This window comes from Roseibium aggregatum IAM 12614 (assembly GCF_000168975.1).
In the GTDB taxonomy this organism is placed as follows: Bacteria; Pseudomonadota; Alphaproteobacteria; order Rhizobiales; family Stappiaceae; genus Roseibium; species Roseibium aggregatum.
Genome location: NZ_AAUW01000001.1, coordinates 86122 through 99353, shown reverse-complemented (window position 1 = coordinate 99353; position 13232 = coordinate 86122). Strand labels below are relative to the sequence as shown.

9 protein-coding genes are annotated in these 13232 nt (G+C 58.8%); 4 read left to right on the top strand and 5 right to left on the bottom strand.

The window, feature by feature from the left end:
• Nucleotides 1–440 precede the first annotated feature (440 nt).
• Together SIAM614_RS00430 and SIAM614_RS00425 are read left to right on the top strand one after the other, a co-directional pair.
• Nucleotides 441–2438 (top strand): putative bifunctional diguanylate cyclase/phosphodiesterase, encoded by a 1998-nt coding sequence (locus tag SIAM614_RS00430; protein WP_208983862.1) that lies wholly within the window; start codon nucleotides 441–443, stop codon nucleotides 2436–2438.
• Between the two features lie 96 nt (nucleotides 2439–2534).
• Nucleotides 2535–2858, top strand: a complete 324-nt coding sequence (locus SIAM614_RS00425; protein ID WP_006931173.1) for a DUF2293 domain-containing protein — start codon at nucleotides 2535–2537, stop codon at nucleotides 2856–2858.
• 127 nt (nucleotides 2859–2985) lie between these two features.
• Here SIAM614_RS00425 and SIAM614_RS00420 read toward each other — a convergent pair whose 3' ends face one another.
• From SIAM614_RS00420 to ettA, 5 genes are all read right to left on the bottom strand, one after another.
• Nucleotides 2986–3378: a RidA family protein gene (locus SIAM614_RS00420; RefSeq protein WP_006931170.1), complete on the bottom strand. Its 393-nt coding sequence runs from the start codon at nucleotides 3376–3378 to the stop codon at nucleotides 2986–2988.
• A 93-nt stretch (nucleotides 3379–3471) separates the two neighbouring features.
• Entirely contained in the window at nucleotides 3472–4089 is a 618-nt protein-coding gene (locus SIAM614_RS00415) for an MOSC domain-containing protein (RefSeq protein ID WP_006931169.1), read from the bottom strand.
• 134 nt (nucleotides 4090–4223) lie between these two features.
• Nucleotides 4224–6296, bottom strand: coding sequence for an FUSC family protein (locus SIAM614_RS00410; protein WP_157139608.1), 2073 nt, complete (start codon nucleotides 6294–6296; stop codon nucleotides 4224–4226).
• A gap of 141 nt (nucleotides 6297–6437) precedes the next feature.
• Nucleotides 6438–7400 carry an endonuclease/exonuclease/phosphatase family protein gene (locus SIAM614_RS30385; protein WP_006931167.1) on the bottom strand — a complete coding sequence of 321 codons (963 nt, stop codon included), beginning with the start codon at nucleotides 7398–7400 and terminating at the stop codon, nucleotides 6438–6440.
• A gap of 140 nt (nucleotides 7401–7540) precedes the next feature.
• Nucleotides 7541–9190, bottom strand: a complete 1650-nt coding sequence (gene ettA / locus SIAM614_RS00400) for an energy-dependent translational throttle protein EttA (protein ID WP_006931166.1) — start codon at nucleotides 9188–9190, stop codon at nucleotides 7541–7543.
• A 650-nt stretch (nucleotides 9191–9840) separates the two neighbouring features.
• On the opposite strand from ettA, the gene SIAM614_RS00395 reads away from it, so the two are divergent.
• Both SIAM614_RS00395 and SIAM614_RS00390 read left to right on the top strand, forming a co-directional pair.
• Nucleotides 9841–10800, top strand: a complete 960-nt coding sequence (locus SIAM614_RS00395; protein ID WP_006931165.1) for a 2-hydroxyacid dehydrogenase — start codon at nucleotides 9841–9843, stop codon at nucleotides 10798–10800.
• 339 nt (nucleotides 10801–11139) lie between these two features.
• Nucleotides 11140–13134 carry a methyl-accepting chemotaxis protein gene (locus SIAM614_RS00390; RefSeq protein ID WP_081455162.1) on the top strand — a complete coding sequence of 665 codons (1995 nt, stop codon included), beginning with the start codon at nucleotides 11140–11142 and terminating at the stop codon, nucleotides 13132–13134.
• Nucleotides 13135–13232: the final 98 nt, after the last annotated feature.

Below are 13232 nucleotides of genomic sequence, written 5' to 3'. Positions count from 1 at the left end.
GCTGCCATCCGGCTCCCTTTATCGGGCAAACGTGCCAGCGTGACGTCCTGCCAGAAGGCGATGACCAAAAGTTCGATAGGAACCGTTCAGTAATAAACTCCATGTAGGTGAGTGCGATTACATGGAACTTTCGGACAGTCACATTGCGTTCCCCAAAAATTGGATACATGATCCAACAGCGAAGCCTTGAGCAATCCTGAATTTTTTTGACGCCGGCAACGGCAATAACACACAAGACGACTACAGGTAAAATCAGGAACTGACTATTTCTTATACATGACCTGACCTTGACCTTCGAATATCAGTAAAAAGAAGCCGCATTTTCCCCATCCAACTATTTAACGCTTCCGCAATCGGAACACGACCCAAGGTCATGAAAGTTGATCAAATAACTATTCTTTATCTCATTTCGATTAGAAGAAATATCAATGGAGAAAATGATGGAAAAAATCCGGGCTTTCCTGAGATGGATGATGATCGATCCACGCCATCCGGAAATAGCGCAGGCTCAGTACAATGAGCTGAAGACCCAGATTCCATCGCTCTATGCCCTCCTCATGGTCAACGCGATTGCAGTTGCCTATACCCATTTTGACGTTGCGCCGGCCTATCTGACAGTCGGCATTCTGGCGGTCATCCTGCTCGTGACCGTGGTGCGCATGGTGGCCTGGTTGCGTGCCCGTAAAACGGAGCTTGCTCCGCAAGAGGCCATCCGCAAGATCCGGCAGACGGTCATCCTCGGCAGTCTGATTTCAGTCATCTATATCGCGTGGTCGCTCAGCCTGGATGGTTACGGCGGGCCCACGGAGCGCGGGCATGTCGCGCTGTTCATCGCCATCACCGTCATTGGCTGCATCTTCTGCCTGATGCATTTGCCGCAGGCCGCCCTGATGGTCATGGTCATCGTCACCATCCCGTATCTGGTACATTATCTTGGCCAGAACGAGGATGTTTACATCGCCATGGGGCTGAACATCTTCCTGGTCTGCCTCGTTGTTCTGCAGGTTCTCCTGAACGGATACAGGGGCTTTTGCAAACTGATCGTGTCGCAGTCGGAACTGGCTGCCAAACAAAGGGAAACGGAGCTTCTCAACGCGGAAAACTCCAAACTCGCCCAGACCGACGCCCTTACCGACCTTCCCAATCGGCGTCACTTCTTTAAAAGGCTTGAGAGCCTGATCGATGAGGTGAAAGACACTGGCCGGAAGTTCGCCGTCGGTGTTGTCGATCTGGACCGATTCAAGCCCATCAACGACACATATGGCCATCAGTTGGGTGACCAGTTGCTGATGGAAGTCGGGCTGCGCCTGAAAAACATCGGAATTCCGGACGTCGAGATCTGCCGCCTTGGCGGTGATGAATTCGGCTTTCTCTATCTCGGTAACCTCAATGAGGCTGCGCGCACGGGCCAATTCATTTGCGAGCAGATCAGCCGCCCCTACCGGATCGGAGAACTTCAGGTATCCGTCGGCGCGTCCTGCGGCATTGCATTTTATCCGGACGCTGGGACATCCGCCCATGTGCTGTTCGACCGGTCCGACTACGCGCTTTATAATTCAAAGACCAGCCTGCGCGGCCGGACCACCGTCTACTCGGCGGAGCATGAAGCCCGTATCCGCTCGGAAAGGGCGATTGAAGCTGCCCTTCAAAGCGCCGATCTAGCCAGCGAGTTCCAGGTCTATTTCCAGCCTGTGGTCCAGTTGCCGGAACGCTTCGTTGTAGGCTTTGAGGCGCTAGCGCGGTGGAACAGCCCGCAATTGGGCAGGATTGCTCCGGACAAGTTCATCCCCATAGCCGAGCGGGCCGGCCTGATCCATCGATTGACCCTGTCGCTGTTCGAAAAGGCGGTCGCCCAGATCAAGAGCCTGCCCGGCTCGCTCACCCTGTCGTTCAACCTGTCCGCCCATGACGTCACGTCTTCGGAAACCGTGGCTGCGCTCCTCGACATCATACGCCGTGCGGGCGTAAACCCCAGGCAGATCACCTTTGAAATTACCGAGACATCCGTGATCGGCAGCTACGAAGCGGCCGAGACCTGCCTGCAGCTTCTTCGAAAGGCCGGTGTCAAACTGGCGCTGGATGATTTCGGCACCGGCTATTCCAGCCTCGGCTACCTGCATCGGCTACCCATCGACTGCGTCAAGATCGACCGCAGCTTCGTTTCCGGTATCAGGGACCCGATCGCGAGCGGCGTTGTAACCTCGATCGTCAATCTGTGCCGGTCGATGAAGATGTCCTGCGTGGTGGAAGGTGTTGAGGAAAGCCATCAGCTGGAGTTGCTGGAAGCCATGCGCTGCCGGTTGGTCCAGGGATACCATTTCAGCGCGCCCCTACCCTTCGAGGACATTTTGGCAAGCACCGGGGAAAACGGAACTGTTGCGGGCCTTCCCTTGTCGGGAACGGCTGCCGCCAACAGCATTCAGTTTTTCCGCGCCTGACGGACATCCGGAACAGGGCTGTAAGGTAGCAGCTCACTTCAAGCCTTTAGCCTCCCCTTCCCGGTTCTCCTTACTCTTCACTCAAGGGATAGATTCATGACTGGCGGCACCAAGCGTCAGAAAGACATGCGCAAGGCGCTGCGGGTCCTGCTGCCACGCATTCCATTTTCCGATGCCGAAGCCATCCTTGAGGTTGCCCTGGCCGGCCATCTGCGCCACCTGCCGCCTTCCATTGCTCTCTGGCAGGCCACCACCAGCCATGTCCGCCACACACTGACCGACTACGAGACGCTGCTGGACGAAGGCTATGACCGCGACGCTGCCCGGTTCTTCGTGCTGGACGACATGAACGACGTGCTGAGTTCCTGGGGATGCGCGAAACGTCTGGAAGCCGACGATGCGTCCCCAGCCGAAGATTGACTGCTCCGCAGCAAGGCGCAGCCCTGATGCGTTTACACGTCACGCGCCTCCCGGATGCCGTTAGTCTGCGCTTTGCACCTGCCGGTTTTCAGGAAGCCGGAAGGCTGGCAGCCCCTGGCTTAAGGCATCATGGCCGCCGGGCGATCAGGTCGATCTCGACGAGCGCATCTACGGCAAGGCCCGACACACCGACACAGGTGCGGCCCGGCAATTTCCCGGGTTCGAAAAACGCCCGGTAAGTATCGTTCATAGCCTGATAGTCGCGCTTGAATTCGGTCAGATAGACACGGACAAAGGTCGTATTTTCCAGACCGAGCCCGAGACCCCCCAGAACGAGCTTCAGGTTTTCCATCACGCGTACGGTCTGCGCCTCGATGCCTTCCGGCAACGGGGCGTCCGGGTCATCCGGCAGGGTTGGCATCTGGCCGGTCACGAACACCCAGCCGTCAATTTCGACGGCATGGGAAAACGGCGCGACCGGCTGTGGCGCCTGGTCGATCATGTGGTGGATCGGCAGCATGGAGGCTCCTGTTGGAAGGTTATGACAGAGCGTCCAGACTAGAGAAATTTGCGATCCTCGGGAAAGAGGTTTCGCATACAGCCACCCTCAAAATCAGATGCGTTCGTAAATCCACTGTTCGGGAACATGAGCGGTGACGGTCTCGCCTGCCGCAATCTTCCCCGGAATTTCGATATAGCCGACGAGCCCTCTGAGGCGCTTTGCCTTTTGTGGAAAAAGCAGGTCCAGCCCGTCCCTGTCCGGAAAATGTTCGGCAATCGCCTCGCCTGCAAAACGGCAGGGTTTGTTGTCACCGTCCACACGAATAACCACGCCGCTCTCGAAGACCAGCCGTGTGCGCGGCGGAACGAGGGACAGCCTCGGTATCCCGGAGACGAGGATATTGCCGCCAATCCATTCGGCCTTCAGCTCCGCAATCTCCATGCGCGATGCGGTCTCGGCAAGTTCTTCCGTCGACAGGATGGAAATCTGACGTTCGTTGCACATCTCGGTGCCTCGTGGATACCAGGGTTCGCGGCCGCCGGCCCTGCGGGTGTGGCCGCCGTGCCGGTCTCCCGAAATGCCTTCGAACGTCAGATCCAGCGCCTCCACGGCGGCGGTTCTGAAGTCTTCCGCAGAACTTGTTCGGAAGACGCCTTCCACCTTGCCGGCGGCCCTGAATGCCGGTGTGATCCGAAGGTCATCGGCAAGAAGGTCGAGTTGGTCTGTCATCGGTGTCTCCTGTCGCGGCCGAAAGGCGAAGCTAGGGTATGGGCGCTTTCCTGACCAACGAAACTCATTGATGTTTTCATAAACGCGGCAGATCAATGCACCGCGCCCGAAATTTGAGCCGGATACGGCTCTTTTCAGGCAGGACCGGAGAGAAACTTTTCCTTGCGCAATCCGTCCAGGCATCTGACGATTTTCCGGGCGTGATAGAGCATCGCGACCCAACCGGTTTCCAGCGCAAGGTTGCCTGTTGCCCCCTCGGGCATGGCTGACATCCAGTCATCCTCCAGACCCGGAACGGTCTGCCTCGGGCGTCCCTCCAGCACAGCCGCAAACTCGTCCTCCAGGCGCTTGTCCATGCGGGCGACAAGCGCGTCTATTCCGGACTTGACCGGGCTTTCGAGCTTTTCCCGCGCAACGTCCGAACGGGCCTCGCGGTAGAGCACCACATATTGGGCCAGAACGATCACCAGCACGTTCATATCACTGGTGGAGCGTGTGAACGACGACCAGGGCGCCTGTTCTATCCGGTAGGACCTTGCGGTAGCGATCAGAGTGCTCGCCGCCGTACGAAGACGGGCGAGATCCTGAAGGTCCGTCTCCGGCCCGCCACCTTCCACCCTCAGGCATTTCCGGCAGGCGTTGAGGTAATCGGACGCCAGCCCTTTGAAGCTTGCGCCGGTGCGGTTGGGAAACAGCAGCCATGCCGCAGCAAGGCCCACGCCTGCGCCGATCATCGTGTCATAGAGACGCGACCAGAGTTCGCCGATGGGCAGGCCCTCCAGGGTCTGAAGCCCCATGACCACCAGGAAACTGATGATGCCGGAGGCAATGGCGTAATTGCGATCGAGGAAAACGATGACACCGGGTATGGCAATGACAACAAGCACGAGCCTGACGGCTGGAAACTCCGCCAATGCCGGATCGACCAGCATGGCCAGAACGACACCGCCCGCCGTCCCGCCGATCCGCTGCGCGGTTCGAAGCAGCGTCGCTCCGAGGCTGTTCGAGAGGACGATGATGATGGTCAGCGTGACCCAATAGGCGTGATTGAGATCAAACGTGAGCCCCAGGGAAAAGCCGATCCCGGCCGCGACACCTGCCTGAAGCGACAGGCGCCAGGAGAGCTTCTGCCACCAGCCGTGCGTGGGGCCGCTTGTATCCGAACCGAGGCTCAGACGAACCGGCTTGTCTTTTGCCGCCAGCAGCCACAACCGCTTGAAAGCCTGGGCGATGCGCAGTTCCTGAAACCGGTCATGTGCTGTCGCCCCCGCATCGGCCTGAAGCCAGCTCACGGCAGCTGCGCCGTCCCCGGCATCACCTTCCACCGTATCGCCCTCCCCGGTTTCCAGGCGATGGACAAGCCGGTCGACCGTGCGGCGAAAGCCGGCATCCTGGGTCAGACGGTTTTGAGCGTCCTGGGAAAGCTGGGTGCGGGCATCGCCGACGACTTCCAGGGCAAGCTCCACCATGATTGCCGCCTCCGGTGACATGCCCTGCAACTCGCCTTCCGGCCTGAGCAGATCGGCGCATGCCTGAAGTTCCATGCGCAGCTTTGCCAGATCCCTGATCCGGATAGCCGCGGTGCCGGGCGAACCGGCAGACCTGCCCGACAGTTGCCGCAGATAGGTCGCCATTGCCTGGCGGTTGGCAGCCTCGACGCGCAAGTAGGTTCGATATGTCGAAGGCCGCCACAGCCCTGTGCGGACCACGAGCGCTGTCACCGTTCCAAGCACCGCCATGGCTGGCAGCCAGAGGCCGGGCGATCCGCCGAGGTTGCCGAGGACCACGAACAGCCAGCAGATCGCCATGCTGCGCCCCGCACGCTGCCAGAAGGGGCTGAGCCCCTGCATGGCAAAGCCCAGCATGATCGCGGCGATCCAGAACGTCTGCAGAACGGTTGAGGCGCTTTTTCCCGACACCTCGGCAGCAACAGCCCCGAGCGCAAACAGGGCCGTCAGCAGTGCTCCAAGTTTCAGGATACCGAAGATTTCGGCCTTTCGGGTGGAGACCGGCGTAAACATCAGGCAATGCCCGCCGGCGGCGGCTGCCAGAACGGCCAGTTTGAAAGCCGACTGACCGGGCACGAAGCTTGCCACCACATTTGCCAGAAAGACCGCACCAAGCACGGTCAGCATCAGGTGAACGCCGCGCATCAGCCGCAGGCCGCCCGGATCGGTGCGCAGGAGACTTGTCTTTAGGTCCGACACGGCTTGAAGCATTGGCTTGACTTGAACCCGGCTTTTCAGGGCAGAGGCCCTGACGTTCTGAACAGAAATCTCTTATGCGGATTGCATCGTCTCGTGTCCATGGCGCCTCGGTCCGTCGAACACCGGGTTGCCGCCGGAAGGTCAGTCCGACGGCTTTCCCTCCGCAAGGGTGAACTCGGCAAAGACAGGCCAGTGGTCGGAGCCGTTGAAGTGTCCGAGTTCGCAGTTTTTCACCGCAAGCCCGTCCTTGACGAAGAAATGGTCGAGTTCGAGGCCGATGCCCGGAACAGGGGCAAGCCATGTCGGGGTCCAGCGGCTGCCGCAGACAGCCTTGCGCACCCCCGCCGTTTCCTGAAACCGCTTCAGAAGCGGCGCCCAGGAGGCGGCGTTCATGTCGCCGGCAACCAGAACCGGTCCCGGCGTCTTCGAGACTTCGGATGCAAGCTTTTGAAGAATGTCCGCCTGGTGCAGATAGAAGTCCCGCCTGAAGGGCGGCAGGGTGTGGACCGCAAAGACACTCATGCAGGGCTCCGCCTGCACACTGCAGTAGACTGCTTTCGTGATCGCGTAAGGGTTCCGGTCCACAGGGATCAGGTCGACGCTGCGCGGCGCAATGCGCGACAGGATAATTGCAGCGGGGCGTCCGCCGAGCGCCTGATCGGGCGTTCCTGCCACATGAAGCATGCCTTGAAACCGGTCGAGCAGCGCTTTGTCGGCAGGTACCGGAAGCTCCGTGAGGATCATCAGATCGAAGGCGCGCGCCGAGTTTTCCTCAATGAGGTTATCGAGCGCTGCAGCGCTGCCGAAGAGATTTGCGGTGGCGACGCTGATTGCCGGTTCCGCCGCATCGGAGGATGCCGCAAAGCGCCCGTCGTCGAAGACCTCCATGCGCACGAGTGCGACCAGCGACAGGCAGATCGCCAGCGCCGATATGGACCAGGTCCGGCAGACCGCAAATCCAACGGCAAACGACAGGCCGGCAAGAACGTATTGGGCCTGAAAATGCGCCAGAAGATCGAGGGGCCAGCCGACAGCCGCCAGAAAGGAAACCAGGACGGCAATGGCGAAAGCCGCAAACAGACAGACGAGAGTTCTGTGGACCATGCCTTGTGCCGCTCACTGGACAACAATCGCCCGGTGGCCGGTATGTGCCGCCGCGCAAAAAAGATGCCGGCCCGTTGCCGGGTCCGGCACATTGAGAAAACAGGGGGCAAGCCCCCTGTTTCAGATTTAAGGCCGTTTGCTTAGCGTGTGAGCGGCTTGTACTTGATCCGGCGCGGGTCGGCGGCGTGTGCGCCAAGGCGGCGGACCTTGTCCTTTTCATAGTCTTCGAAGTTGCCTTCGAACCACTCCACATGGCTGTCGCCTTCAAAGGCGAGCATGTGCGTGGCAAGACGGTCGAGGAACATACGATCGTGGCTGATGATAACGGCGCAGCCGGCATAGTTTTCCAGCGCGTCTTCCAGAGCGGCCAGCGTCTCGGTGTCGAGGTCGTTGGTCGGCTCATCGAGCAGCAGAACGTTGGCGCCCTTCTTCAGCACCTTTGCCAGATGCACGCGGTTGCGCTGACCACCGGAAAGGTCACCGACCTTGGCCTGCTGGGCCGCGCCCTTGAAGTTGAAGGACGAGCAATAGGCGCGGGAGTTGATTTCCTTGTCATCGAGATAGATGATCTCGGCGCCACCGGAAATCTCTTCCCAGACCGTGTTGTTCGGGTTGAGCGCATCGCGGGACTGGTCAACATACCCAAGGTGCACGCTGTCACCGACGATGACCTTGCCCTTGTCCGGCGTTTCCTGTCCGGTCAGCATCTTGAACAGCGTCGTCTTGCCGGCGCCGTTCGGGCCGATCACGCCGACGATGCCACCGCGCGGCAGCTTGAACGACAGGTTATCGATCAAGAGACGATCTTCGAAGCCCTTGGAAACGCCATCGACCTCGATGACGTTGGCGCCGAGGCGCTCACCAACCGGGATGAGGATCTGCTCGATGGACGGCTGACGCTCTTCCTGGGCGGTCAAAAGGTCTTCAAAGGCCCGGATACGGGCTTTCGATTTGGTCTGACGGCCTTTCGGGCTCATGCCCATCCATTCGCGCTCGCGGGCAATCGCCTTGGAGCGGGCCATGTTCTCGCGGCCTTCCTGCTCCATACGCTTGGTCTTCTTTTCCAGATAGACCGAGTAGTTGCCTTCGTAAGGGATGCCCTGACCGCGGTCGAGCTCGAGAATCCAACCCGTGACATTGTCGAGGAAGTAACGGTCGTGGGTGATGATCAGGACGGAGCCCTTGAACTCACGCAGGTGACGCTCCAGCCAATGAACCGTTTCGGCGTCCAGGTGGTTGGTCGGCTCATCGAGCAGCAGCAGGTCCGGCTCGGACAGCAGCAGCTTGCAGAGCGCAACGCGGCGGCGTTCACCACCGGAGAGATTGTCGACGGCTGCATCTGACGGCGGGCAGCGCAGGGCCTCCATCGCCATTTCCACCTGGCTTTCCAGGTTCCACAGATCCTGTGCGTCGATCTCGTCCTGAAGCTGGGCGGCTTCCTCGGCGGTTTCGTCCGAGTAGTCCATCATCAACTCGTTGTAACGGTCGAGCTTGGCCTGCTTGTGCGCGACACCTTCCATGACGTTTTCCATCACGGTCTTGGTGTTGTCGAGCTGCGGTTCCTGCGGCAGGTAGCCGACCTTCGCCCCTTCGGCCGCCCAGGCTTCACCGGTATATTCCTTGTCGATACCGGCCATGATCTTCAGAAGGGTCGACTTACCCGCGCCGTTCGGGCCCAGGATACCGATCTTGGCGTCCGGGTAGAACGAGAGATGGATGTTGTCGAGGACCTTCTTGTCGTTATAGGCCTTGGACAGGCCATGCATGTGATAGATGAACTGGCGCGCCATGGGGCTCCGCTTCTCCGCTTTCAAAATCTGATGGGATTCTCAGGAATTCTGCGGCGTCTTTTAGGGGAAATGACGCCCGGGGGCAATGGGGGGATTAATCCGGGAGCGGTCTATGAGCTTGTATCGCCATCTGTCGTTGACTGCGCAATCGCGATTACTCCTCCTCCTGCGCCAACTTCCGCCCGCCTTCGCCTGCGGATAAGGCACCTTTTCTTTGGGCACGTTACGGACCGCTGGCGATACTAAAAGTCTCCAGGAAGCACACCACGCCCATTGCGTCAGGCTTTAGCGGCGAATTCCCTAACTACGAGCAGGTCCTGAGCGCTACCCACACTGTCATTCCGGACAAGTGCAGCGACGCTGCACGCCGATCCGGAACCCAGCGTATCAGCGTGAGCAAAGCGAACTCCCGATCCGGCTCAAATTTGCCGCGCTTAGCGCGAAATATCTCTGGTTTCCGGATCTGCGCTCGACTTTGTCGCGCTTGTCCGGAATGACGGTGGAAGACGCCGTTTCTCAGGCAAGTTGAACCATGCACGCCTCAAGTGTAACGGCACCGGCGTACCGCCTCCGCCCATTTGGATCTTTTCTCCCTCTGCCGAAGTGCCTAAGGTCACCGCATCTTTCTTCTTCATCCCACCGGACCTGCCATGACCTCCATCGATATTCTGATGCCCCGCCCGATGCTGCCGATTGTTCAGGAGCAGCTGGATGCCGCCTTTACCGTGCACCGGCTCTACGAGGCCGATAATCCGGAGGCGCTGCTGGCGGAAATCGGCAAGAAAATCCGCGGGGTTGCCATGGCGTTCGGGCCGGTGAACGCGGAGTTTCTTGCGAAAGTTCCGAATGCAGAGATCGTTTCCAGCTTCGGTGTCGGCTACGACCACATCAACACGGACGATTGCCTGGCGGCGAATGTGATGGTGACCCATACGCCCGACGTCCTGACGGAAGAAGTTGCCGATACGGCGCTTGGGCTGATGATCATGACGATCCGCGAATTTGGCCAGGCCGAGCAATGGCTGCGGCAGGGCAATTGGGAAAGCAAGGGTCCCTACAAGCTGACTGGGGCGACGATGCAGGGCCGCACGCTCGGCATCTTCGGCCTTGGGCGGATCGGCAAGGCGATTGCCAAGCGCGCCGAAGCCTTCGGCATGACGATCCATTACCACGGCCGCCACAAGCAGGACGACATCTCCTACCCCTACCACGCAACGCCGAAGGAGCTGGCGGCTGCCTGCGACACGCTGATGGTTGTGGCGCCGGGCGGCGAGGAAACCCGGCATGCTGTCAATGCGGAAGTGCTGGAGGCGCTCGGGCCAGATGGCATCGTCATCAACATCGGCCGGGGAACCGTCATCGACGAGGAAGCGCTGATCACGGCGCTTGAGAATGGCACGATCTATGGTGCCGGCCTTGACGTCTTCGAGAACGAGCCGCATGTGCCCGAAGCCCTTCTGAAACTGCCGCGGGTCACGGTGCTGCCGCATGTCGGTTCCGCATCGCAGGCAACCCGCAATGCCATGGGCCAGCGTGTGGTCGACAACCTGAAAAGCTGGTTCGAAACGGGCAAGGCCATCTCGCCGGTGCCGGAAATGCGGTCAGCCTGAGCGAACGCTGCGGCGACTTTGCGAAAAGCTCCACTCGGGCCAAGACACCAACCAGACCTAAGCGCCGCGGCTTTCAAAGTACGCGGCCTTTTTTTGCCCAAGGTCTTAACGGGCAGGCAGTTCTTCGATTGTCAGCCTGAAAGAACGCTGCAACCTGCAGTCAGCTGTAATCCGCCGGGCCGACCTGACCAAAACTGCCTTAACGTCAAACTCAAAAATCGAAAAAAGTCATATGAAACAATGACTTTTAAGAAATTAAATCGCTTTAATTAAAACTGTTTTAACCAACGTCAGAGCACCGTCCCCGGGAGGGAGGAAACAATCGGGGCTAATTTTAAAATGTCTGTACTACTTAGAATATCGTTAGGATTTGGCGCCGTCGCCATTGTCCTCCTGGGGTTGGGTGCCTGGTCCATCTTCAACCTACAGAATGTCAGCGTCGCTGTTGCCGATCTGGACGACATGAATGGCGATGCCTTGATCGCATCTGAATTGAATGCTGATGTTGCGACAATTCTCGCCGGAACAGGAGACTACCTGCGCACGAGAAAGCCTGAGGCTTTCGAACAGGTCACTCGCTATCTTGAAAAAACAGAGACTGGCCTCCGCAATGCAGAGGCAGAGATCCACAATCCAGCTCGCGTCGAGTTGCTGAAGCAAATTGAAGCGAATACGGCAACCTTCAAATCTGTTCTCGAAGAAATTGCTGTTCTCTATGGCGAACGAGATGAGCTTGTAAAAGACAAGTTGAACGTCATTGGTCCACAAGCCATCAAAAACCTTGAAAAGCTGGGGGCATCGGCAGCAGCGGATGGCGACTACCAGACCGCGTTTCTTGCAGCCAGGGTTCAGGAAAGTTTCCTGCTTGCCCGGATCGATATGCTCAAGTTCCTCGATACCAATGCCGTTATCGAAATTGACCGCCTGCAAAATGAGTTCGAATCCGTCTCCGGCGACATTCTTTCTCTGGAGCGCAGCATCGAAAATCCTGCCCGGATGCAGCTTCTGGCAGAGACGACTCCGTTGATGAATGAATATCAGACCTATGCACTGCGTGTTCGCGACATCATTCTCGAACGAAACCAGTTGCGAAACGATGTTCTGTTGACCGCCGGTGCGGACGCCTCGGAAAATGCGCGCCTGATGAAGGATAGCGCCACCGCCGACGCAACGGCTCTTGGTCTGGCGACAATTGACAGCGCCGACTCGGCGGTTGTTCACGTCGCCATTGTCGCCGCCGCGGCCCTGTTGCTCGCAATCGCATTTGCAACATTAATTTCAAGAGCCATTGTCAAACCGCTGCTGCGCCTCGTTGCAGACGCCAGGGAACTGGCTGCCGGAAACACCGACATTGCGTTTGAAGAAGCGAAACGTTCGGATGAAATCGGGAAAGTGGCCCAATCTATCGCTGGCTTCCTTGACGGCGTTCTGGACCGTCAGCGCCTGGAGGCCGCGCAGAAGGTAGAACAGGAAGCGCGTGAGCAGCAGACTGCCAGGGTGGCCATAGCTGTCGAAGCATTCGACAAGGAAGTCTCAGGCATGCTGAACTCCATTTCGGAAGCCTCTGGTAACCTGCAGGTGACCGCCAACCAGATGACCGCAACCGCACAGGACACCGCGCATCAGGCAAACACTGTGGCGAGTGCATCGGAACAGGCCAGTGTGAACGTTCAGACAGTTGCCGCTGCAACGGAAGAGCTTTCAGCGACCATTGGCGAGGTGAGCGGGCAGGTTGTGCACTCTGCCAACATAGCTAGCGAGGCGGAAGCTCAAGCCCAAAAGACCAATCAGCAGATTGCTGGTCTGGCAACCGTCGCGGAAGATATCGGCGAAGTCATTGCCTTGATTTCATCCATTGCCGAGCAGACAAACCTTCTCGCCCTGAACGCCACCATAGAGGCTGCCAGGGCTGGTGAAGCCGGTAAGGGTTTTGCGGTGGTTGCGGCTGAAGTGAAAGAGCTTGCAAGTCAGACCGGCAAGGCCACCGAGGAAATTTCCGCCAAGATCTCGGCGATCCAAAGCGAGACACGTGAAGCCGTCAGCGGCATTCAGGGCATCGCAAAAATCATCGCTGAACTGAACTCCGTTGCCTCCTCCATCGCATCTGCAGTGGAGGAACAATCGACAGCGACCTCGGAAATCTCACTCAGCATCGATCAGGCCGCTCAAGGCACCGACGAGGTGAGCCGCAGCATCGTTGTCGTGTCCAAGGGCGCCAGCGAAACCGATGCCGCTGCCGAAAGCGTTGTCGAGGCTGCCGAGCTTCTCATGGCACAGTCCACGACCATGCGTCAGGTGGTCGAACACTTCCTCAACGAAGTCAACGCCGCCTGATAACTGCGCGTTTGTTCAAATGAAAAACGTCTGCCCCGGTCCGAACGTTCGAACCGGGGCAGTTGCTTTCAGGGACTGCTTTCCCACGACCCTGTGCG